The 22671-nt window shown below is 59.7% G+C and carries 22 protein-coding genes; 12 read left to right on the top strand and 10 right to left on the bottom strand.

The window, feature by feature from the left end; translation table 11 throughout:
• Nucleotides 1–51: 51 nt before the first annotated feature.
• Together glsB and AC3IUF_RS11575 are read left to right on the top strand one after the other, a co-directional pair.
• Complete coding sequence (gene glsB, locus AC3IUF_RS11570; protein ID WP_007911001.1) at nt 52–960, top strand: glutaminase B; 909 nt, start codon at nt 52–54, stop codon at nt 958–960.
• 199 nt (nt 961–1159) lie between these two features.
• Nucleotides 1160–2662 carry an aldehyde dehydrogenase family protein gene (locus AC3IUF_RS11575; protein ID WP_489281065.1) on the top strand — a complete coding sequence of 501 codons (1503 nt, stop codon included), beginning with the start codon at nt 1160–1162 and terminating at the stop codon, nt 2660–2662.
• Between the two features lie 122 nt (nt 2663–2784).
• Here AC3IUF_RS11575 and AC3IUF_RS11580 read toward each other — a convergent pair whose 3' ends face one another.
• The 3 genes from AC3IUF_RS11580 to cynS all read right to left on the bottom strand — a co-directional run bounded on the left by AC3IUF_RS11580 (nt 2785) and on the right by cynS (nt 4242).
• Nucleotides 2785–3444, bottom strand: a complete 660-nt coding sequence (locus AC3IUF_RS11580) for a carbonic anhydrase (protein WP_007910997.1) — start codon at nt 3442–3444, stop codon at nt 2785–2787.
• Nucleotides 3445–3456: 12 nt separating this feature from the next.
• Nucleotides 3457–3693, bottom strand: a complete 237-nt coding sequence (locus tag AC3IUF_RS11585; RefSeq protein ID WP_007910995.1) for a DUF2790 domain-containing protein — start codon at nt 3691–3693, stop codon at nt 3457–3459.
• A gap of 81 nt (nt 3694–3774) precedes the next feature.
• Complete coding sequence (gene cynS / locus AC3IUF_RS11590; protein WP_095111546.1) at nt 3775–4242, bottom strand: cyanase; 468 nt, start codon at nt 4240–4242, stop codon at nt 3775–3777.
• 121 nt (nt 4243–4363) lie between these two features.
• Here cynS and cynR point away from each other — a divergent pair, with 121 nt between their 5' ends.
• On the top strand, nt 4364–5251 hold the full coding sequence (gene cynR / locus AC3IUF_RS11595) for a transcriptional regulator CynR (protein WP_007910990.1): 888 nt from the start codon (nt 4364–4366) through the stop codon (nt 5249–5251).
• 257 nt (nt 5252–5508) lie between these two features.
• On the opposite strand, the gene AC3IUF_RS11600 is transcribed toward cynR, so the two are convergent.
• The 3 genes from AC3IUF_RS11600 to AC3IUF_RS11610 all read right to left on the bottom strand — a co-directional run bounded on the left by AC3IUF_RS11600 (nt 5509) and on the right by AC3IUF_RS11610 (nt 8844).
• Nucleotides 5509–5838 carry a hypothetical protein gene (locus AC3IUF_RS11600; RefSeq protein WP_007910633.1) on the bottom strand — a complete coding sequence of 110 codons (330 nt, stop codon included), beginning with the start codon at nt 5836–5838 and terminating at the stop codon, nt 5509–5511.
• Nucleotides 5839–6348: 510 nt separating this feature from the next.
• Complete coding sequence (locus AC3IUF_RS11605) at nt 6349–6852, bottom strand: GNAT family N-acetyltransferase (protein WP_489281066.1); 504 nt, start codon at nt 6850–6852, stop codon at nt 6349–6351.
• 48 nt (nt 6853–6900) lie between these two features.
• The gene (locus AC3IUF_RS11610) at nt 6901–8844 is read right to left on the bottom strand and encodes a DNA topoisomerase III (RefSeq protein ID WP_042705047.1); all 1944 of its coding nucleotides are present in this window, start codon (nt 8842–8844) and stop codon (nt 6901–6903) included.
• Between the two features lie 277 nt (nt 8845–9121).
• On the opposite strand from AC3IUF_RS11610, the gene AC3IUF_RS11615 reads away from it, so the two are divergent.
• Together AC3IUF_RS11615 and AC3IUF_RS11620 are read left to right on the top strand one after the other, a co-directional pair.
• Nucleotides 9122–10528, top strand: coding sequence for a serralysin family metalloprotease (locus AC3IUF_RS11615; protein WP_489281067.1), 1407 nt, complete (start codon nt 9122–9124; stop codon nt 10526–10528).
• An 807-nt stretch (nt 10529–11335) separates the two neighbouring features.
• Complete coding sequence (locus tag AC3IUF_RS11620) at nt 11336–11704, top strand: DUF427 domain-containing protein (RefSeq protein ID WP_007910645.1); 369 nt, start codon at nt 11336–11338, stop codon at nt 11702–11704.
• A 55-nt stretch (nt 11705–11759) separates the two neighbouring features.
• Here the strand turns inward: AC3IUF_RS11620 and AC3IUF_RS11625 are convergent, their stop codons facing one another.
• Both AC3IUF_RS11625 and AC3IUF_RS11630 read right to left on the bottom strand, forming a co-directional pair.
• Nucleotides 11760–13382 (bottom strand): MFS transporter, encoded by a 1623-nt coding sequence (locus AC3IUF_RS11625; RefSeq protein WP_095047447.1) that lies wholly within the window; start codon nt 13380–13382, stop codon nt 11760–11762.
• A gap of 170 nt (nt 13383–13552) precedes the next feature.
• Nucleotides 13553–15199, bottom strand: a complete 1647-nt coding sequence (locus AC3IUF_RS11630) for a GMC family oxidoreductase (RefSeq protein WP_123374917.1) — start codon at nt 15197–15199, stop codon at nt 13553–13555.
• A 133-nt stretch (nt 15200–15332) separates the two neighbouring features.
• On the opposite strand from AC3IUF_RS11630, the gene AC3IUF_RS11635 reads away from it, so the two are divergent.
• The 6 genes from AC3IUF_RS11635 (at nt 15333) to arsH (ending at nt 19695) form a co-directional block, all read left to right on the top strand.
• Nucleotides 15333–16238 carry a LysR family transcriptional regulator gene (locus AC3IUF_RS11635; RefSeq protein WP_110720479.1) on the top strand — a complete coding sequence of 302 codons (906 nt, stop codon included), beginning with the start codon at nt 15333–15335 and terminating at the stop codon, nt 16236–16238.
• 74 nt (nt 16239–16312) lie between these two features.
• Nucleotides 16313–16783: a GNAT family N-acetyltransferase gene (locus tag AC3IUF_RS11640; RefSeq protein ID WP_489281068.1), complete on the top strand. Its 471-nt coding sequence runs from the start codon at nt 16313–16315 to the stop codon at nt 16781–16783.
• 53 nt (nt 16784–16836) lie between these two features.
• Nucleotides 16837–17184 (top strand): metalloregulator ArsR/SmtB family transcription factor, encoded by a 348-nt coding sequence (locus tag AC3IUF_RS11645; RefSeq protein WP_007910655.1) that lies wholly within the window; start codon nt 16837–16839, stop codon nt 17182–17184.
• 23 nt (nt 17185–17207) lie between these two features.
• Nucleotides 17208–18491 carry an arsenic transporter gene (locus AC3IUF_RS11650; protein WP_489281069.1) on the top strand — a complete coding sequence of 428 codons (1284 nt, stop codon included), beginning with the start codon at nt 17208–17210 and terminating at the stop codon, nt 18489–18491.
• A 28-nt stretch (nt 18492–18519) separates the two neighbouring features.
• Complete coding sequence (locus AC3IUF_RS11655; protein ID WP_489281070.1) at nt 18520–18990, top strand: arsenate reductase ArsC; 471 nt, start codon at nt 18520–18522, stop codon at nt 18988–18990.
• Between the two features lie 9 nt (nt 18991–18999).
• Complete coding sequence (arsH, locus tag AC3IUF_RS11660) at nt 19000–19695, top strand: arsenical resistance protein ArsH (protein ID WP_414894045.1); 696 nt, start codon at nt 19000–19002, stop codon at nt 19693–19695.
• Nucleotides 19696–19723: 28 nt separating this feature from the next.
• Here arsH and AC3IUF_RS11665 read toward each other — a convergent pair whose 3' ends face one another.
• Entirely contained in the window at nt 19724–20650 is a 927-nt protein-coding gene (locus AC3IUF_RS11665; protein WP_102902053.1) for a universal stress protein, read from the bottom strand.
• A 249-nt stretch (nt 20651–20899) separates the two neighbouring features.
• Between AC3IUF_RS11665 and AC3IUF_RS11670 the strand changes: the two genes are divergently transcribed.
• Nucleotides 20900–21973 carry an NAD(P)-dependent alcohol dehydrogenase gene (locus tag AC3IUF_RS11670; RefSeq protein WP_134173893.1) on the top strand — a complete coding sequence of 358 codons (1074 nt, stop codon included), beginning with the start codon at nt 20900–20902 and terminating at the stop codon, nt 21971–21973.
• A 49-nt stretch (nt 21974–22022) separates the two neighbouring features.
• Here the strand turns inward: AC3IUF_RS11670 and AC3IUF_RS11675 are convergent, their stop codons facing one another.
• Nucleotides 22023–22586, bottom strand: a complete 564-nt coding sequence (locus AC3IUF_RS11675) for a GNAT family N-acetyltransferase (RefSeq protein WP_489281071.1) — start codon at nt 22584–22586, stop codon at nt 22023–22025.
• Nucleotides 22587–22671: the final 85 nt, after the last annotated feature.

Raw genomic sequence — 22671 nt, forward strand, 5'->3', positions numbered from 1 at the left:
TCTAGCCCCAGTGTCCCCGCAATCCCATGGGGCGAGACTTCGGAACCCGGCATGCAAGCGCTGTTGAACGAGATTCTTGACGCTGTCCGCCCGCTGATCGGGCAGGGCAAGGTGGCTGACTACATTCCCGCCCTCGGCACCGTGCCGGCCAATCAGCTGGGCATCGCCGTGTACGGCAACGACGGCGAGATGTATTGCGCCGGTGACGCCGAGACGCCGTTCTCGGTGCAGAGTATTTCCAAGGTGTTCAGCCTGGTGCAGGCGATCGATCATTCCGGCGAAGCGATCTGGGAACGCCTCGGTCACGAGCCGTCCGGGCAACCGTTCAACTCGCTGGTGCAGCTGGAATTCGAGCGCGGTCGGCCGCGCAACCCGTTCATCAATGCCGGCGCGCTGGTGATCTGCGATATCAACCAGTCGCGCTTTGCCGCACCAACCCTGTCGATGCGCGATTTCGTCCGCCGACTGTCGGGCAATCCGCAAATCATGATCGACGGCAAAGTCGCCGACTCGGAATACCAGCACCGCGCGCGCAATGCGGCGATGGCGTACCTGATGCAGTCGTTCGGCAACTTTCACAACGATGTCGAAGCGGTGCTGCGCAGCTATTTCAGTCACTGCGCGTTGCGCATGAACTGCATCGATCTGGCGCGGGCGTTCTGCTTTCTGGCCAACGACGGTTTCTGCAAACACAGCGGCGAACAGATCCTGACGCGTCGGCAGACCCAGCAGGTCAACTCGATCATGGCCACCAGCGGGCTGTATGACGAAGCGGGTAACTTCGCTTACCGCGTCGGCTTGCCGGGCAAGAGCGGCGTCGGTGGCGGGATTGTTGCCGTGGTGCCGGGGCAGTTCACGGTGTGCGTGTGGTCGCCGGAGTTGAATGCTGCGGGGAATTCGCTGGCGGGGATGGCGGCGCTGGAGATGCTCAGTGCGCGGATTGGCTGGTCGGTGTTCTGATCCGATCACACAGACACCACAAAACCCTGTGGGAGCTGGCTTGCCAGCGATGAGGGCCTGTCAGTCACTATAAATTGACTGAACCACCGCTATCGCTGGCAAGCCAGCTCCCACAGGTTTCTTAAGTGTTTGAAGAGGTGTATTTCATCGAGTAATCCGCTACATTTTCCGGCCGCTCCCTGCATGGTGAATCCGCTTCATGTCTCTTGCGCTCGAACGTCTAGTCGCTGGCACGCCGATCCCTTTCGCTGGTAACCGCGTCACCGTGGTCAGCCCCGAACTGGCCGCGCGCTTTCAACCCGGTGACCACTTGCTGGTGGAGCAGGTCAGTGGCGAGCTGTTGTTGATCCCCGTGGCCGATCAACAAGCAGCGTCCGTGGCGATCGAGCGTGCGGCAGCGGCGTTCACCGCGCTGTCGGCGGTGTCCGATGAGGCCATCAGCCAGTTTTTCGACCTGTTTGCGCAACGACTGGAAACCCCGGCGTGCTGGGCGCACATCGAAACCGCCAACCTCGCCGACATCGAAAGGGCCAAAGCGCGCGGCCGTTCCACCACGCGACTGCTCGCCGATGAGCGCATGCGTCGCGACATGATCGCCGGCCTGCGCGCCTGGCGTGATGCCGCCGCTACGCGCGGCAAAGTCATCAGCAGCGTCGAGCACGACGGCTGGAAGGTTGAACAGGTTGTCTCGCCATTGGGCATCGTCGCGTTTGTCTTCGAAGGACGCCCTAACGTGTTCGCCGACGCCGCCGGTGTCTTGCGCACCGGCAACACCGCCGTGCTGCGCATCGGCAGTGATGCCTTGGGCACCGCGCAAGCCATCGTCACTCATGCCTTGAACCCGGCGCTGGCCGACGCCGGTCTGCCGGCCGGTGCGGTGTCGTTGGTGGAAAGTGTCAATCATGCCGCCGGTTGGGCGATGTTCGCTGATCGGCGTTTGTCGTTGGCCGTGGCGCGCGGTTCGGGTCGTGCGGTCAGTCAGTTGGGCAGCATTGCCCAGCAAGCCGGCACCGCCGTCAGCCTGCATGGCACGGGTGGCGCGTGGCTGATCGCCGATCGTGCAGCGGACGCCACTCGCTTTGCCGCGGTGGTGCGCAACTCGCTGGACCGCAAAGTCTGCAACACGCTCAATGTCTGCCTGATCCAGCGTGATCGCGCGGCGGAACTGGTGCCGTTGTTTCTCGACGCGCTGCAACAGGCCGGTACTGCGCGTGGCCAGGGCTGCAAATTGCATATCGTCGAAGGTAGCGAAGGCTGCTTGCCGAGTGAGTGGCAGAACGCGACGGTCGAGGTTTATCGCGCCGAGGGTTATCAGACCGAAGCATTGGCAGAACCCTTGGCGGAATCCGCATTGGGCTGTGAGTGGGAATGGGAAGAAACCCCGGAAGTCAGCCTGATGATCGTTGACGATCTGGATCAGGCGATCGCCTTGTTCAACCGCTACAGCCCGCAGTTCACTGTGTCGTTGATCAGTGAGGATGCGCAGGTGCAGGAGCGCTTTTACAACGCGGTCAACGCTCCGTTCGTGGGCAATGGCATTACCCGTTGGGTCGATGGGCAATATGCGTTGAACAAGCCGGAGTTGGGGCTTTCGAACTGGGAGAGCGGGCGCTTGTTTGCGCGCAGTGCGATTCTTTCAGGGGATGGCGTATTCACTGTTCGTAGCCGGATGAGCCAGATCGACCTCACCGTAAAACGCTGATCTCGTAGTCAGTGATCGTTCCCACGCTCCAGCGTGGGAACGCAGCCCGTAATGCTCCGCGTCACTGGACGCATAGCGTCCCCAGAGGCATTCCCACGCAGAGCGTGGGAACGAGCAGTTGCTCAGGCAGCATGGGTGGTTTGTGCATGGATCGCGCAAGTCGCCGGTTGCTCGGCCAGCGGCACAAACGTGCGGCGGTCCGAGGACAGAGCATCGATCGAGCCCGTCTCGATGTCATACACCCAGCCGTGCAGGTTCAGCAGGCCTTTCTCCTGGGCCAGACGCACGCTCGGGTGGGTCTGAATGTTCGCCAGTTGCGCGATCACGTTCTCGCGCACCATCGAACTCAACTTCGCCGCGTCATTGGCATGCGGCCGCGACTCGTTAACCACTTTCGCCGACTCGGCATGCTGCAACCAGCCGCTGACGGCGGGCAGGTGATCCATGCATTTACACTTGGCGATCGCGGTCATCGCGCCGCAGTCAGAGTGCCCGCAGATCACAATGTCGGTCACCCCAAGCACCGCCACCGCGTACTCCACCGTCGCCGAAACCCCGCCCGGATGCGGGCTGTAGGACGGCACGATATTACCGGCATTGCGGATCACGAACAGCTCGCCAGGTTCTTGCTGGGTCAGCAGTTCCGGCACGACACGGCTGTCAGAACAGGTGATGAACAAGGTGCCGGGCTGTTGCGTGGTCGCCAGGTGTTTGAACAGTTCGGTGCGTTGTGGAAACGCTTCGTTCTGGAATTTCAGGAAGCCATCAATCAGGTTTTTCATGGTGTTGTCCTCTCAGTTCGAGCAACCGCTGCCGAATTCGCTGTATTGAAGAATGTGTTTGCCGCCGCTGCTGTCCAGATACGTCATCTCCACCGGCACCACGCCACACACATCGGCAACCGGGGTAATGCTCAGCACGTGGGCGATGTCCAGTTGCATGCCGTAGCGGTAGGCAACGGCCTCGTCAGCGGCAGATGCCTGGGCGCAAATGCCGCCGAGCAGGGCCAGAATCAACAGAATTTTTTGCATGGGGCAGCCTCCAGATGTGTTTGGTGACGGGTAGCCATTTGAGGTGTGTTGGCCCGCACGCAGGGTGCGGGCCGGTACGGATCAGAACGGACGCAGGGGCAGGAACTTGCCGTCGAGGGTGACCACGGCGCGGGAACCGCCTTCCGGGTCTTCGACTTTCTTGATGTCGAGTTTGAAGTTGATCGCGCTGATGATGCCGTCGCCGAACTGTTCGTGAACCAGCGCTTTGAGGGTGGTGCCGTAGATCTGGATCATCTCGTGGAAGCGGTAGATGGTCGGGTCGGTCGGTACACCGCTGAGGCTGCCACGCAGCGGGATGATCTGCATCGCCGCGACGTCTTCAGCGCTCAGTTCGAGCTTGTCACCGACCACCTGGGCGGCGTTTTCCGGCAGTGGGTGCTGGCCGAGCAGGGCGGCGGTGACGTACGCCAGGCTCAGACCGGTGTCGTCAGCGAGAGCCTGCCACGACAGATCTTTGCGTGCCTTGGCATCGAGAATGCGGGTAGTCAGGGCCAGGCTGGTGTCGTTGTAGGCGTGGGACTGTTGCATGGTGTCACTCCTTTCAGGGGTTGGCTTGCTGTGTGGGATTGATCTTCTTCCGATTCATTCATAGCGTCCAAGACCGATATACAATGCTTGGCATAAGCCCTGCCTATAGATGGTGTTTCCCATGCTGCTGCGACATCTGCGTTATCTGCTGGCCGTTGCCGATCACGGCGGCTTCACCCGTGCTGCCGAGGCATTGCATGTGTCGCAGCCGACCCTGTCGCAGCAGATTCGCCAACTGGAGGAAACCCTTGGGGTGAGCTTGTTTGATCGCACTTCGCGTACGGTCAAACCCACCGATGCTGGGGAGGCCTATATCGAATGCGCGCGGCGGGTGCTGGTGGAGCTGGAGGCGGGCAAGCGCGCGTTGCATGACGTGAAGGATTTGTCTCGCGGGACGTTGCGTCTGGCGATGACGCCGACGTTCATGGCCTATCTGGTCGGGCCGTTGGTGCGCGATTTTGCGGCGCGATATCCGGGGATTCATCTGCAGATTTTTGAGCTGTCGATGGACGACATCGAGGCGGGGCTGGCGGATGACTCGCTGGATATTGCGATTGCGTTTACGCCGGTGCGCAGTCCGGAGATCGAGTGCATTCCGGCGTTTACTGAAACCTTGGGGATCATGGTCGGGCGTGAGCATCCGCTGTATGACAGCCGCGCAGTACTGACGCCGGGGGATATTGCTGCGCTGGATTTCGCCTTGCTGGCGCCGGACTTCATTACGCGGTTATCGGTGGACGAGTATTTCCGCCAACACGGGATTACGCCGCAGGTGCGGATCGAGGTGAATTCGGTGAGTACGTTGCTGGAAGTGGTGCGTTTTTCGCCGCTGGCGACAATGTTGCCGCAGGCGATTGCGACGGAGGATCGGGCATTGCGCCGGTTGCGGGTTGAAGGTGATGCGCCGCAGCGTGGGGCTGCGTTGTTGCGGCGGCGCAATAATTATCACAGTGCGGCGGCAGTGGCGTTTGTGGAGTTGGTGTTGGGCATGGGAAGCCCCTCACCCTAACCCTCTCCCAGAGGGAGAGGGGACTGACCGAGGGATGTTGGAGTAATACGCCGACCTGAGAGTGTTTTGCTGAATCCATAATCAACTCGGTGTTCCGGGTTAAAGGATGACTTTATACAACTCGATCGGCTCCCTCTCCCTCGGGAGAGGGCTGGGGTGAGGGGCTACAATTCCAGTCACGCCAAATCAATGCAAGCGAACAAAAAAAGGCCTGCTTCCTTTAAAGAAGCAGGCCTTTCAATTATTTAATGACTAACTCAGCAGAACCGATCAATCACCCGAACTTCATTGTTGTTCTGCATCGAATCCCACGCCTGTTTCAGCGTTTGCAGAACATTACCGATGAAGTCCTTGTCGGCCGCAGCCTTCTTGCCAACATAACCGTGGCCACGGCGGTACATCTTCAGGCGGGCCAGCAGGTTCTGATGATTGCGGTCGAACTCGTCTTCGTCAGCATGGGTCGCCAGGCAGTCGATATGCACCTGCCCCGACTTGCTGATCCAGAGAATATGGCTGTCGTGGCTGTCTTTCTGCGCAGCGAACATACGAGCCAGTTCTTCGATAGTAGGTTGATTGTTCAGATTCATGATTTTGCCCCTTGACCAGTCTGGTGATCTTTCAAAGTTGATTCGCTAATACAGGTAGCCCATCGGTTAGTTGATCCCTGGCACCGAAACCAGGACGTCAGCGCTCCCCCGTGTGAAGTACGGGGTCGTGCATCTGTTGCATGTAGTCGTGTTGAATAACTGCTACGCAATAGCGTCACAACGAGGAGAAGCAGCGAAAACCGGGAGGCTCCTTGACGACATTTACCGTGTCGACCACAAGCGTCTTGAGAATTTTCGCCAGCGCTTCTCGTCCTTGTACTGGACGTTCAGGCCAGGTCAGCTTCTTCAATCTGCCTTGTGGGCAGCGTGTATCCGGAAAAAACAACTCGGCGGTCAGACGAGTTTGCTCAAGCGTGTTACCGATGTTCCCGATCGGGGAACGTCTTCATCATGCAAAAGCAAAACGACGCCGTCAACGGTTTTGTAGTGATTATTTTTGCTCACTACATATTGTCGGACAAAGCTGTTTTGGAATGAGAAAGAATCCGTTCAGGCAACGGAAAAAGGCGTGTGCAGGCGGTAGAACGTGCACGGATAGCCTTCCACTTTGCGCTGCTGGCGGGTGAACTCGCCGCCGCTCAATTGCGGGATGAGCCCAGCCCAGAAGCGCTGTGCCGGCAGGTTGGCGTCGATATGGAAAATCTGCCATTGACCGGGGATCTGGCTCAAGAGGGCAGAGACGACAAACTGCGCGACGCCTTGGCCACGAAAGCGTCGCGCGATGAAGAAGTAGCCGATGTTGTGTTCGGCGCCGGGGATATGGATTTCGTTATCGACGGTCACGAAACCGGCGAGTTCGCCGTCGACCTGGATCAGGAATGGTCGAGTGGCCGGGTGGCGCCAGTAGTCGATTTTCGGCTGGATGGAAAAGAAGCCGTGTTCGGCGAGCTTCAGCGGCAGCCATTCGCTGAAGTCGTACATGTAGAACTGCATGAGGTTTTCGATGATATCCAACTCATCGCGCTGAGCAGGGTGCAGTTCGATATTGGCCATGCGCCGGGTTCCTGAAAGTGCTGAGCCTTGCAGAAACACTAGCGGGTTTTATTTGCCTGACGGTTTCGCTGTGCGTTTTGTCGTACCCGTGGTTTTGCTGCGGGTCGATTTGCGTTTCTTCTTCCACGGTGCCGCCGCTTTACCGGCCGGTGGCGGGCCGCTGATGGTCAGGCTGAGGCTCGAGCAGCGTGTCACCTGTTTGCTCATCCACGCCGCTTGTTTGGTGACGAATTCTTCCAGACTCATTTCGCCGCTTTGCACCATGTCCAGCGCCTGTTCCCAGATCGCCGTGGTGCCGGGGTCGGCAATTGCGCGGGGCACCGCATCGATCAGGCTGAACGCGGCCGGGGTGGCGGCGAGGGCCTTGCCGTTTTTCACCAGATAGCCACGATCCAGCAACCCTTGAATGATCGACGCGCGGGTGGCCTCGGTGCCGATGCCGGTGGTGTCCTTGAGTTTCTGTTTGAGCAGCGGATCCTCGACCAGTTTGGCGACGTTTTTCATCGCCTTGATCAGATCGCCCTCGGTGTAGGGTTTCGGTGGTTGCGTCCACAGGTCCTTGAACTTAACGTCAGCCACCGCGCACTCCACGCCTTGCGTAAGTGCCGGCAAGGTTTGCGGCGCGGGCGCCTCGCGGCCCTTGGCCGCTGCCAGTGCTTCGGGCAATGCGCGTTTCCAGCCCGGTTCGATGATTTGTTTACCGACTGCGCGCAACGCCTCACCGGCGCAATCGAAATCGGCCTGGGTGCGATCGTATTCATGATTGGGCAGGAACTGCGCCAGATAGCGTGCGCGAATCAGGGTGTAGACCGCGCGGTGTTTGCCGGTCAGGCGTTCAAGATTTTTCGCCGCTGCGGTGGGAATAATGCCGTGGTGAGCGCTGACCTTGGCGTCGTTCCACGCGCGGGATTTGCGTTGTGGCTCCAGAAACCCCTTGAGCGCCTCAAGACCCGGATCGGCCTGACGCAACGCGGCGAGAATCCCCGGTGCCTCGCTGTGCTGGCTCAGCGGCAAGTAGCCGCAATCGCTGCGCGGGTAAGTGATGACCTTGTAGGTTTCGTAGAGCGCCTGGGCGATGTCGAGGGTTTCCTGCGCGCCTAGGCCAAGTTTCTTCGAGCAGACTTCCTGCAAGGTGCCGAGATCGAAGGGCAGGGGCGCCACCTCACGCATGCGCTCGGTTTTCAGTTTGACCACTCGGGCACTGGCAGCGCTGCTGATCGCAGCCGCGGCTTGCTGGGCCAACGCCTGATTGAGGCAGCGATCCTGATCGTCACAGGCATCCGCCGGCGCCCGCCACTGCGCGGTAAACGGTGTGCCGTTGTGCAGCAGATCGACATCGATCGCCCAGAACGGCACCGGCACGAAATCGGCGATGCTGCGGTCGCGATCCACCACCAGCCGCAAGGTCGGCGTCTGCACGCGACCCACCGGCAACACCCCTTGATAACCCGATTGACGCCCCAGCAGTGTGAACAGCCGACTCATGTTCATGCCGATCAGCCAATCCGCCCGCGAGCGGCCCAGCGCCGAGTGATACAGGCTGAACGTCTCGGCTCCCGGTTTCAAAGCGGCCAAGGCCTTGCGGATCGATGCTTCATCCAGCGCCGACAGCCACAAACGGCGGATCGGCCCGCGATAACGACAGTGCTCGACCAGTTCCCGGGCGATCATCTCGCCCTCACGGTCGGCGTCAGTGGCGATGATCAGTTCGCTGGCTTCACCCAGCAGGCGCTTGACCGCTTTGTACTGGCTGGCCGTGCGCGGCTTGACGGTCATTTTCCACTTGTCCGGAATGATCGGCAGATCAGCCAGCACCCAGCGCTTGTAGCGAGCGTCATAGGCATCCGGCGGGGCCGTTTCGAGCAAGTGGCCGATGCACCAGGTCACCGTGACGTCCGTTCCCAGCCAGCAGCCGTCGCCCCGACGTTTGGCGCCGAGCACGGCCGCAATGTCTTTGGCCTGGGAGGGTTTTTCACAGAGGTACAGCCGCATAACCACCATCGTCGATCAAGGTCCGAACAGGTGCACAGAATGGCCGGACTTGGCCTCAGGGGCAACTTTTATCTGTATGGATATACAGATAAAAAACATTGCAGCACGTGACGGGCAATACCGGGACGCAGGCCGGGCTATCGAGAAATTGATTAGCGCCCGGCTGGCGCCTGTGTCAGGTTTTTCGCCGATTCAAACACGCGAGTGACAGGACGATCTCGCCAGAAGATCGCCGTGGTCTGTCGACACTGACTACTCAGAAACAAGGAAGTCCATCATGGCTCAAGCCAAATCGAAAACCAGCAGCGCCTTCGACGAAATCAATACGTTCAGCCACCTGTATGACCGTGGCGTCGGGGTGGTCAATGGCAAACCTTCATTCACTGCCGATCAGGCTGCGGATGAAATCCTGCGTAAAGGCCTGTCGTGGGGCGACAAGAACGCTGACGGCAAGATCGACCTCAGCTATACCTTCCTGACCGAGAAACCGGCGAACTACAACGTCAAACTGGGCAACTTCAGCGAATTCAGCGCCCAGCAAAAAGCTCAGGCCGTGCTGGCCATGCAATCCTGGGCTGACGTCGCCAATGTCACGTTCACTGAAGGCAAGGGCGGCGATGGCCACATGACTTTCGGCAACTACGATGTCAGCACCGGTGGTGCGGCCTTCGCTTACCTGCCGAGCGGCGGCAGCTATGACGGCCAGTCGTGGTACCTGATCAACGATCAGTATCAGGTCAACAAAACCCCGGACACCAACAACTACGGGCGCCAGACCCTGACCCACGAGATCGGCCACACCCTCGGCCTGTCGCACCCCGGGGCCTACAACGCCGGCAACGGCAACCCGACCTACAACGACGCCAAGTACGCCGAAGACAGTCGCGGCTACAGCCTGATGAGCTACTGGAGCGAAGCCAACACCGAGCAGAACTTCAGCAAGGACGGCAGCGGTGCGTATGCTTCGGCGCCATTGCTGGACGATATCGTCGCGGTGCAAAAACTGTATGGCGCCAACTACGCGACCCGCGCCGATGACACCACCTACGGTTTCAACTCCAATGCCGAGCGCGACTTCTACAGCGCCACTTCGGCGTCTTCCAAAGTGGTTTTCTCGGTGTGGGATGGCGGCGGTAATGACACGCTGGACTTCTCCGGCTTCAACCAGAACCAGAAGATCAACCTCAATGAAGGTTCCTTCTCCGATGTCGGTGGCCTGGTGGGTAACGTCTCCATCGCTCACGGCGTGACTGTGGAAAATGCCATCGGTGGTTCAGGCAATGACCTGCTGATCGGCAACGCCGTTGCCAACGAACTGGTCGGTGGTGCCGGTAATGACATCATTTACGGTGGTGGCGGTGGCGATACCTTGTGGGGTGGTGCAGGTGCGGACACCTTTGTGTTCGGTGCTGCCAGCGATTCGACCATGACTGCGCCGGACTGGATCATGGATTTCACCAGCGGCCTGGACAAGATCGACTTGTCGGGAATCGCCGGTTTCGCCACCGGTGCGGCGTCGCTGAACTTTGTCAGCGGTTTCACGGGGCATGCGGGCGACGCGATTCTGACTTACTTCGCGCAGACCAATCAGACCAGCCTGATGGTTGACCTGACGGGGCAGGGTTCGGTGGACTTTGCCGTGGGTGTGGTGGGGCAAGCGGTGGCGACTGATATCGTTGCGTGATGCCTGAGCAGCGGCCCTCACCCTAACCCTCTCCCAGTGGGAGAGGGGACTGACCGAGTTGTCTGGCGAAATCCATCGACCTGAAAAATCGGGTCGATTATGGATTCAAAGCGAATCGTTCAAGTCGGTGAATCTCGCCAGTATCCCCAATCGGTTCTCTCTCCCAGTGGGAGAGGAGACTAACCGAGTTGTCTGGCGACATACATCGACCTGAAGAATCGGGTCGATTATGGATTCAAAGCCAGTCGTTCAAGTCGGTGAATCTCGCCAGTATCCCCAATCGGTTCTATCTGCCAGTGGGAGGAGACTAACCGAGTTCTCTGGCGACATACATCGACCTGAAAAATCGGGTCGATTATGGATTTAAAGCCAATCGTTCAAGTCGGTGAATCTCGCCAGTATCCCCAATCGGTTCCCTCTGCCAGTGGGAGAGGAGACTAACCGAGTTCTCTGGCGACATACATCGACCTGAAAAATCGGGTCGATTATGGATTCAAAGCCAGTCGTTCAAGTCGGTGAATCTCGCCAGTATCCCCAATCGGTTCTCTCTCCCGGTGGGAGAGGAGACCAACCGAGTTCTCTGGCGACATACATCGACCTGAAAAATCGGGTCGATTATGGATTCAAAGCCAATCGTTCAAGTCGGTGAAGTTCGCCAATATCCCCCAATCGGTTCCCTCTCCCTCAGGGAGAGGGCTAGGGTGAGGGGCTTTTGAGGTTGATGGGCCGTTCGGCTGTAAACCCACCCTAACCAGAACCGATGGGCTATACCTGAACCGGTCTCTTCGCCGTATTCAGGAGAAACCCATGAAAAGCCCCGGTCCCAGTCCCGTCATAACCCTCGAACAACTTTCCGGCTGCCTGATAGTGAAATTCCACGGCATCCAGGTTGCCGCTTCTTCCCACGTCATGATTCTCAACGAAGCCAACTATCCGCCGGTCTATTACGTCCCGCGCGAAGACATCGACGAAAAGTATTTCGCCCGCACCGACCACACCAGTTACTGCCCTTACAAGGGCGATGCCAATTACTTCAGCCTGCAAGTGCCGGGGCATGAAGGGGCGAACGCGGTGTGGACCTACGAGAATCCGAAAGTGTCAGTGGCACCGATCCGCGACTACGTGGCGTTTTATCCGGATCAGGTGAAGTTCGAAGTGATCAAGGCAGATGCCTGAGCAAAAAAAACGGCGAGGGTAAAAGCCCTCGCCGATTGATTTTTCTGGTTGAGTTTCAGTTCTTGTCGAGATCGATATTCTTCGTCTCACGCAGACAGATCATCCCCACCACCAGGCTCACCCCGGTAATCAACACCGGGTACCACAAGCCATAGAAAATGTCCCCGGTGTACACCACCAGCGCGAACGACACCGTCGGCAAGAACCCGCCAAACCAGCCGTTGCCGATGTGGTACGGCAGCGACATCGAGGTGTAGCGAATGCGCGTCGGGAACAGTTCGACCATCAGCGCCGCCAGCGGCCCGTAGCACATGGCCGAGATGATGATCAGTGCCACGATCAGGGCGACGATCATTGGCTTGTTGATCTGCTGCAGATCGGCTTGTTGCGGGTAGCCGGCCAAGGTGATCGCGCCGCGCAGGGCAGCCTCGTCGAAGCCATCGAGTTTGACATCGCCGACGCTTACCTGCACGGCGCTGCCAGCAGGCGCAGCGGCGCTGGAGTAGGGCAGGCCTTGCTTGACCAGGAAGGTTTTGACCTTGTCGCACGGGCTGTCGAATTTGGCTTTGCCCACCGGATCGAACTGGAAGGTGCAAGTTGCCGGATCCGCCAGTACGGTAATTGGCGCCTGACGGCTGGCCTGATCGATCGCCGGGTTGGCGTAGTGGGCGAGGGATTTGAAGATCGGGAAGTACAGCGCTGTGGCCAGCAGCAGGCCGAGCATCAGTACCGGTTTACGCCCGACCTTGTCCGACAGCCAGCCGAAAAAGATAAAGAACGGCGCGCCGATGACCACGCTGATGATCAGCAAGGTGTTGGCCACTGCCGGGTCCATTTTCAGGAACTGGGTCAGGAAGAACAGCACGTAAAACTGCGCCGCGTAGAAGGTCACCGCTTGGCCGGCGTTGATGCTGAACAGGGCGATCAGCACGACTTTAAGATTTTCCCATTTGCCGAAAGATTCGCGGATCGGCGCCTTCGAGGTTTTGCCTTCCTCTTTCATTTTCAGGTACGCCGGCGACTCGTGCAGGCTCAGGCGGATCCAGGTGGAAATGCCCAGCAGCACGATCGACAACAGGAACGGAATACGCCAGCCCCACACTTCAAACTGATCGCCGGTGAAATAGCGGCAACCGAGTACCACCAGCAGCGACAGCAACAGGCCGAGGGTCGCGGTGGACTGAATCCAGCTGGTGTGGAAACCGCGTTTGCCGATTGGCGCATGCTCGGCCACATAGGTCGCAGCGCCGCCGTATTCACCGCCAAGCGCCAGGCCCTGCAGCATGCGCAGCACCACCAGAATGATCGGCGCGGCGATGCCGATGCTGGCGTAGGTCGGCAGCAGGCCGACGCAGAACGTTGCGACGCCCATCAGAATGATTGTCGCGAGAAAGGTGTATTTGCGCCCGATCATGTCCCCCAACCGACCGAACACCAGCGCCCCGAAAGGCCGCACGATAAACCCTGCAGCGAAAGCCATCAGCGCAAAGATAAACGCCGTGGTGTCGTTGACCCCGGCGAAAAACTGCTTGCTGATCACTGCCGCGAGGGCGCCGTAGAGGAAGAAGTCATACCACTCGAACACCGTCCCCAGTGATGAAGCGAAGATGACTTTGCGTGTATCCGGGCTGGTCTCCGCGCTGCGCACGGCGTCCAGCGGCTGAACGTGTTCTGACATATCGGTATCCCTCACAGTGATTGTTTTTGTTGTTCCACTGGTGTTGCGTGTCCGGGTGATGCCTTGAATTAAACGCGGTTCTTTGTAGGAGCTGCCGCAGGCTGCGATCTTTTGATCTTGCTTTTGATCTGGAAAATCCAAAGTCAAAAGATCGCAACCTTCGGCAGCTCCTACAGGGTTTGGGCCAGCTCCAATTTCGGGGTGCTGCTCCTGGTGTTGGGGTTGAGGATCAGTTGTGCGGCTTTCTCGGCAATCATCAGCGTAGGCGAACAGGTGTTGCCCGAGGTAATGCGCGGCATGATCGACGCATCGGCAATGCGCAACCCGGGCACGCCGTGGACGCGCAGTTGCGCATCGACCACTGCATCACCGTCATTGCCCATGCGACAGGTGCCGACCGGATGGAAAATCGTCGTACCGATCTTCGCCGCCGCTTCCTGCAGTTCCTCTTCACTTTGCAGGTTGGCGCCGGGCAGATACTCGACCGGTTTGAACGCTTGCAGGGCAGGGGCACTGACGATGCGCCGGGTCAGGCGAATCGCATCCGCTGCCACGCGCAAATCTTCAGGATGGCTGAGATAGTTGGGCTGGATCAGCGGCGCTTCCTGTGGATCCGCCGAACGAATGTCGATGCGTCCCCGACTCTGCGGACGCAAATCGCAAACCGAAGCGGTAAAGGCGGGAAAGCTGTGCAACGGTTCGCCAAAGCGCTCCAGCGACAAAGGCTGCACGTGGTACTCAAGATTCGCCGAGGTCTGCTCCGGCCCCGAACGCGCAAACGCGCCCAACTGACTCGGCGCCATCGACAGCGGCCCGCTGCGGTCATACAGATAACGCAGGCCCATGCCCATCTTGCCCCACACGCTGCCAGCGATCTGGTTCAGCGTGCGCGCATTTTCCAGTTGGTAGATCAGGCGCAATTGCAGGTGATCCTGCAAGTTACCGCCGACGCCCGGCAGCTCATGAATCACGCCGATGCCCAAGCGTTCGAGCAACGGTCGCGGGCCAATCCCGGAGCGTTGCAGAATGCTCGGCGAGCCAACGGCGCCGGCGCACAGGACAATCTCTCTGCGCGCCTTGAACTGTTTGATCTGGCCTTCGTGGCGCGCACTGACTTTCGAGGCGCGACCGTCCTCCAGCAACACGCGATCCACCTCAACCCCAGTCAGCACTGTCAGGTTCGTCCGATCACGTACAGGCTTGAGAAAAGCCTTCGCTGCGTTCCAGCGCACGCCGGATTTCTGATTGACCTGAAAGTAGCCGCAACCCTCGTTGTCGCCCTGATTGAAGTCATCGATGCTGGCGATGCCGCTTTGCTCGGCGGCACTGCGAAAGGCATCCAGAATCGGCCATGACAGCCGCTGTTGTTCGACCCGCCATTCACCCTTGGCGCCGTGGAATTCAGCCGCGCCGGCAAAATGGTTTTCGCTTTGTTTGAACAGCGGCAGCACGTCGTTCCAGGCCCAGCCCGGATTGCCTTCGGCCGCCCAGCCATCGTAATCGTTGGCCTGGCCACGCATGTAGATCATGCCGTTGATGGACGAACAACCACCGAGCACTTTGCCGCGCGGATAGCTCAGCGCGCGGCCATTGAGGCCCGGTTGTTCTTCGGTCTTGAAGCACCAATCGGTGCGCGGGTTACCGATGCAGAACAGGTAACCGACAGGAATGTGAATCCACGCATAGTTGTCGCGCCCGCCGGCTTCGAGCAACAGCACGCGCTGCTGCGCATCTGCCGACAGCCGATTGGCCAGCAAGCACCCGGCAGGGCCGGCGCCGACCACGATGTAGTCGTATTCATCGAGGGAAGTCTGCATTCCCTGACCTCGCTTTTTGTTTTTATTGTCGGACACTCTAGTTGTTAGCTTTCGTTAAAAGAATGTTAGTTTTTGCGCAGCCGCTGTGCGTTTTCAAACAGCCTGCATAGACCTTAGCCGACAAGGACACGCCATGTTCGACTGGAACGACCTGCGGTTTTTTCTCGAGCTGCAACGCAGCGGCCGCCTGCTCACCGCCGCCCGCCGCCTCAACACTACCCACGCCACTGTCGCCCGCCACATCGAAGCCATCGAGAAAAGCCTCGGCACCGCGCTGTTCGTCCAGCACGCCCAAGGCTACGAAATGACCCCGGCGGGGGAGGCGTTGCTTAAACACGCTGAAGCGATGGAAAACGTCGCGCTGCTGGCGCAGGAAGAGATCACCCAATCCACCGCGCCGTTGGGCAAGATTCGTGTGGGGGTGACGGAAGGGCTGGGCATCAAGTTTCTCGCCAGCCGCATGATCGGCTTGTTCGAACGCTATCCGGGATTGGAAGTGGAACTGGTCGCCGTGCCGCGCTTCGTCAGCATTCTCAACCGTGAAGCGGAAATCAGCATTCATCTGGAGCGCCCGGCGGCGGACATGCTGGTTACGCGCAAACTCACCGACTATCGACTCGCGCTCTACGCCAGCCAACGCTATCTCGATAAGGCGCCGCCATTGCAAAGTCGCGAAGACCTTGGGCGGCATGCGTGGATCGGTTATGTCGATGATTTGCTGTTCAGCCAGGAATTGATGTTTCTCAACAGTTTCTGCCGCAGCCCTCGGGTTGTGTTTCACAGCACCAGTGTCATTGCGCAGCAGGAAGCGGCGCGGTCGGGATTGGGCATTGCGGTGTTGCCTTGCTACATGGCCGAATCGGATCCCGATCTGGTGCCGTTGCTGCCGGATGAGAGCATCGAGCGTAGTTACTGGATCAGTACGCGGCGCGAGTTGCACAAGTCGGTGCGGCTGCGGGTGGTCTGGGATTATGTGGTGGGGTTATGTGAAGCGGAGCAGGGCTTGCTGCTGGGCAGATCGCAGGCCGGCATCCGTTAATCCTTTTTGCTGTGCTGCTGTTGGCGCCGCTTTTGCTTGAGTAGCGCCAAGGCCTTTGGCAATGGAGAGCAGCAATGAGGGAATGGCTTAGCGTTCGCGACATCAATGCGGACACCTTGAAGGCCATCAGTGACGGCGTCTTACAGCATGGCCGAGCCTTGTCTGAGGCGCGCGGCGGGCAAGCTGAAGCCATCGCCTGTGCGCTGATGGAGGAGGGAACACTGATCGGCGGCGCTACCGGTAGAACCGAATTCCGGCGTCTGTTTGTCAATTACCTGTGGATCGACGCGCAATGGCGCGGAACCGGGCTGGGTACTGAGGCGTTGCACAAGCTTGAGGCGCTGGCCGTTGAAAGGGCGTGCGTGGATGCCTTGATCGAAACGCTGGATGACAACGTCGCCCGGTGGTACATCCGCTGCGGATATAGATTGATCGCGCATGTGCCTGAGTACTGCGGCCCGTGGAGTCGTCATTCGCTGTTGAAAACGCTGGTGACGACAGGTGCTCCCACAGGGTTCTTTGGTCGATGGCATTTGCCGGGTTGATTTATATATGGATATCCGTATATTCGGATTTCCGTATGTGATGAGCCCGTCCCATGATCACTCCCACCGAAGTCTTCAAGAGCCTCGCTGACGAAACCCGCGTGCGCGCCATGCTGCTCATTTCCGATCAAGGTGAACTCTGCGTTTGCGAGCTGATGTGTGCGCTCGACGACAGCCAACCGAAAATCAGCCGTCACCTCGCGCAACTGCGCAGCAATGGCTTGTTGCTTGATCGCCGTCAGGGCCAGTGGGTCTATTACCGTCTCAACCCGGATCTGCCAGCGTGGGTGCGCGAAATCCTGCAAGTGACGTCCCTGGCCAATGCTGATTGGCTAAAGGACAACGTCGCCCGCCTGCAGAACATGGACGGGCGTCCGGTGCGCGAAGCCGCCTGCTGCTGAATCCGGATTTAGAGAGTTCTGAAATGTTGCTGGCTTTCGCTGTTTTCGTCTCCACCCTCGTACTCGTCATCTGGCAGCCCAAAGGATTAGGCGTCGGTTGGAGCGCCACGTTCGGCGCCGTGATCGCCCTGGCCGTCGGTGCCGTTTCGCTGCAAGACATTCCCACGGTGTGGGCCATCGTCTGGAACGCCACCGCCACGTTTATCGCGGTGATCATCATCAGCCTGCTGCTGGATGAAGCCGGCTTCTTTGAGTGGGCGGCACTCCACGTTGCACGATGGGCAAAGGGCAGTGGTTATCGATTGTTCGCGTTCTGCGTGTTGCTCGGCGCGGCGGTGGCGGCAGTGTTCGCCAACGACGGTGCGGCGCTGATCCTTACGCCCATTGTCATGTCGATGTTGCTGGCGCTGCGCTTTTCACCGGCGGCGACGTTGGCATTCGTCATGGCCGCCGGGTTTATTGCCGACACGGCCAGCCTGCCGCTGGTGGTATCAAATCTGGTCAACATCGTCTCCGCCGACTACTTCGGCTTGGGCTTTGCCGAATACGCATCGGTGATGGTGCCGGTGAGTCTGGTCAGTGTCGCGGCGACGCTGCTGGTGCTGTTTGTGTACTTCCGGCGCGATGTGCCACAGCGCTACCCGGTTGAGGCGCTTCAGGAGCCCAAAGCAGCGATTCGCGACCACGCCACCTTCGTGGTCGGCGGCTGGACACTGCTGATATTGCTGGTCGGACTGTTCGCACTGGAACCGCTGGGGATTCCTGTCAGTGCCGTCGCGGCAGTGTGTGCGGCGATCCTTTTTGCGGTCGCTGCCAAGGGCCACAAGATCGCTACCCGACGGGTTTTGCGCGATGCGCCGTGGCAGATCGTGGTGTTCTCGCTGGGCATGTACCTGGTGGTGTACGGCCTGAAGAATGCCGGGTTGACTGACCTGCTGGCCGTCGTCCTCGACCGCTTGGCCGAGCAAGGTTTGTGGAGTGCCACCCTCGGCACTGGCCTGCTGTCCGCGCTGTTGTCATCGGTGATGAACAACATGCCCAGCGTGCTGATCGGTGCGCTGTCGATCCAGGCCAGCGACGCCCAAGGGCTCGTTCGCGAAGCGATGATCTACGCCAACATCATTGGCTGCGACCTCGGCCCGAAAATCACCCCCATCGGTAGCCTCGCCACGTTGCTCTGGCTGCATGTGCTGGAACGCAAAGGTCTGCGCATCACCTGGGGCTACTACTTCAAGGTCGGCATTCTGCTGACCCTTCCGGTTCTGTTGATCACTCTTTCGGCCCTGGCACTGCGCCTGAGCCTTTGATGTCCGCCAAAAGCGGTAGGAGCAATCCATGCGAGTTCTGTTCATGTGCACGGCCAACAGCTGCCGCAGCATCCTCTCTGAAGCCATGTTCAATCATCTGGCACCAGCGGGATTCGAAGCGGTGAGTGCCGGCAGTTTTCCCAAAGGTCAGGTCTTGCCGCGCAGCCTGTCGACGCTGCAACAGGCCGGCATCGCCATTGATGGTTTGCACAGCAAAGGCAACGACGCTTTTGAAAGCAACCCGCCGGACATCGTCATCACCGTGTGCGACAAAGCCGCTGGCGAGACTTGCCCGGTGTATTTCGGCCCGGCGCTGAAATCCCACTGGGGGCTGGAAGATCCGTCCGAAGTGAAGGGCGACGAAGTCACTGTCGACGCGGCTTTTCACGCCACCCTTATGCGCATCGGCCAACGCTGTCAGGCCTTCCTCGATCTGCCTTTCCACTCGCTCAGCCGCGATCAACTCAAGGCTGAGCTCGACCGCATCGGCGCGCTTTAAGGAGGATTTATGTCCGAACTGCCCAACCTCGATCTCAATCTGTTCGATAACGCCAAACCGTCGCAACCGGGCGCGCACAAACCGCGGATCCTGCTGCTCTACGGTTCGACCCGCGAACGCTCGTTCAGCCGTTTGCTGGTAGAGGAGGCCGCGCGCCTGCTCGAACACTTCGGCGCCGAAACGCGCATCTTCAACCCGTCCGGCCTGCCACTGCCCGACGACGCTCCGGTCGACCATCCCAAGGTGCAGGAACTGCGCGAGCTGGTGCTGTGGTCGGAAGGCCAGGTCTGGTGCTCACCAGAACGGCACGGCGCAATGTCTGCCGTGTTCAAGGCACAGATCGACTGGGTCCCGCTGGAACTCGGCGCGGTACGCCCGACCCAAGGCAAGACCCTCGCCGTGATGCAGGTCTGCGGCGGTTCGCAGTCGTTCAACGTGGTCAACCAGTTGCGCGTGTTGGGCCGCTGGATGCGCATGTTCACCATCCCCAACCAATCCTCGGTGCCGAAGGCCTACATGGAATTTGACGACACCGGGCGAATGAAAGCGTCGCCGTTCTACGATCGTGTGGTCGATGTGATGGAAGAGCTGGTGAAGTTCACCGTGCTGCTGCGCGATCAACAGGCGCATCTGGTCGACCGCTACTCCGAGCGCAAGGAAAGCGCCGAGCAACTGATGGCGCGGGTCAACCAGCGTTCGATCTGAGGCCGTCCCTCGAGAGGGACGGCTGCGTTCAGTCGACCAGTACTTGCGGCGACACCACCCAGGCGCTGCAGGGCATTTTGTACAACAGCTGTTCCACCGTGCTACCGATCAACCGACCCAGGCCGCGATGGCCGATACGGCCCATGACGATCACATCGATGTCATAGGCATCGGCGTAGCTGCACAGCACGTTGGCCGGATTGCCCATGATCATGTGCTGGCGTTCCGGCGCAATGCCGTTGCGCTCGGCCAGTTCGCGGAATGCATCGCCTTGCGCATCGAACAGCGTTTTCGCCTTGCCCTCGGTGAAAAACGTCGAGGCGTTGCCAAAGCCGAACTCGTCGGCGCTGATTGATGACAGGTCGTAGGCATAGACTACATCCAGTTCGGCATCGCAGAGGCTGGCCAGTTTCGCGGCCTCGCGCAGGATACGGTCGTTGAAGTCGGCGTATTGCTCGTCGCGATGAAACGGATCAATCGCCGCGACGATCCGCCGGGGCCGGGCGTGCTGGACATGGCTGACGAAGTGCAGCGGTACCCGGCATTCGCGCAGCAAATGAACATCGAGCGGGGTGAACATCAACCGCGACATGAACGAGGCGTGCTGCAGATCCTTGATCAGCAGGGCCATCGGCTGCTCCTTGAGGTGAATCTGGATTTCATGCAACGGATTGTCGACCCACACCACTTCCGTGGTCACGGTCACGCCGAGGTGGCGCATGGGCCGCGCCTGGTCCTCTAGCCATTGGCGGTGGCGCTCGACATAACCCAGGCGCATCTGTTCCAGGGCCTGCTCGTTGACCAATCCGGCGGTCGCCAGCCCTTCGAGGTAATCGAATGCCACGATGTGCAGCGCCGCCCCGGATGCCTTGGCCAGGGCCGCGGCCCGATCGAACGCAGGGCTGTGTTTCATCAGCGGTGAAGCTACCAGCATGAAACGTGCTTGCTCGGACATGACGAATCTCCTGTGGGTAGCGGCATTGGCCGGCCAGACGCAACGGCGTCAGTTCATGTTGCTCCGTGCCGCCGGGCGTGGCTTGATCTTTGTCAATGACGCGGCCCAATAATGCCTGCGTCCGACGTGCGGCATCGGCGATGCGCAATCCTGCATTGATTGATCGTTATCAACCTTGTGTCGGTCAGTTCGGCGCAGCCTTGGAAAGGTGCTGAACTCACTGCAAACACCTGCACAGGAGTCTTGATCATGGCCATGATGAAAGCGGCGATATTCGTCGAAAAGAATCGCATCGTGCTGGATGACAAACCGATCCCCGAGGTTGGCCCGCTGGACGCGCTGGTGCGGATCACCACCACGACGATCTGCGGCACCGACGTGCATATCCTGCGCGGCGAGTATCCAGTGGCCAAAGGCTTGACCGTCGGTCACGAACCGGTGGGCGTGATCGAGAAGCTCGGCTCACAAGTCCGCGGATTTTTCGAAGGCCAACGGGTGATTGCCGGCGCCATCACCCCCAGCGGTCAAAGCTACGCCTGTCTGTGCGGCTGCGGCTCCCAGGACGGGCCGGACACTCGCCACGGTTTTCGCGCCACCGGCGGCTGGAAGTTTGGCAACATCATCGATGGCTGCCAGGCGGAGTACGTCTTGGTGCCCGATGCCTTGGCCAACCTGTGCCCGATTCCCGACGGGCTGAGCGACGAACAAGTGCTGATGTGCCCGGACATCATGTCCACCGGGTTCTCCGGCGCCGAACGTGGCGAAGTCAGTATCGGCGACAGCGTTGCGGTATTCGCGCTGGGGCCAATCGGTCTGTGTGCGGTGGCCGGGGCGCGGCTCAAGGGCGCGAGCGTGATCATTGGTGTCGACGCGGTGGCCGAGCGCATGAGTGTCGCGCGGCAGTTGGGCGCGACCCATGTGGTCAATTTCAAGGACGGCGACGTGGTCGAGCAAATCATGGCGTTGACCGACGGGCGCGGCGTGGATGTGTCCATCGAAGCCTTGGGCACCCAAGGCACGTTCGAATCTGCCTTACGGGTGTTACGTCCGGGCGGACGCTTGTCGAGCCTAGGGGTTTACGCGTCGGACCTGCGTATTCCCTACGATGCCTTCGCGGCAGGGCTGGGCGATTACAGCATCGTCAGCACCCTGTGCCCCGGCGGCAAGGAGCGCATGCGCCGGCTGATGGCGGTGGTGCAAAGCGGTGGTGTCGATCTGTCGCCGCTGGTGACCCACCACTTCAAGCTCGACGATATCGAAGCCGCGTATGAACTGTTCGCGCATCAGCGCGATGGAGTGATGAAGGTGGCAATCACGCCGTGATCGGCAACGCACCCCGCAACGTTTAAAGGTGCGGGGCGCAGGAATGTCGCTACAGACTCAGGCGATGAATGACCTGGTGCGGATCATCAGGATCGCTGTGGGTTGCAAAACCCATGGACTTGGCGAGGTCGCGCATGGCCGTGTTGCTGGCGGAATCCACCGAGTACAGGTACCGGAAACCGTTGTGCCGGGCAGCCTTGATCAAATGTTCCATCAGCAACGTGGCCAGGCCGAGGTGCATCCACTCATCGGCGACCGTGACGGCGCATTCACAGTCCTGTTCGCCCGTGGCGGCGTAGCGGCTGATGCCGATCTCGATCAATTCGCCATTTTCGTGAACCAGTGCGATGAAGGCCGCGCGTTGTTTGTAATCGACGTCCATCAATTGATCGAGCAACGCGGTGCCCGGCTCACTGATCTGTGCGAGAAAGCGCAGGTGTCGGGACTCGGGCGACAAGCGCTTGATGAACGCATATTCGCGTTGGCGATCCTTGGCGGCCAGGGCACGGACCAAGACGTGGCGGCCATCCTTGAGCGACTCGATCCAGTATTCACCTTGGTGCGCGGCATAGGCCGGCGCCGCGCGGTCATTGTGGTCTTTGACAGTGAGCATGAGATGAGCCTCCATCGGGGCTGAACGAGCAACGCGCAGGAGAATGCGCTGAGTCTGTTCTACACCGATGTCAGCCCCGGGAACT

The organism is Pseudomonas sp. KH_040, assembly GCF_057839305.1.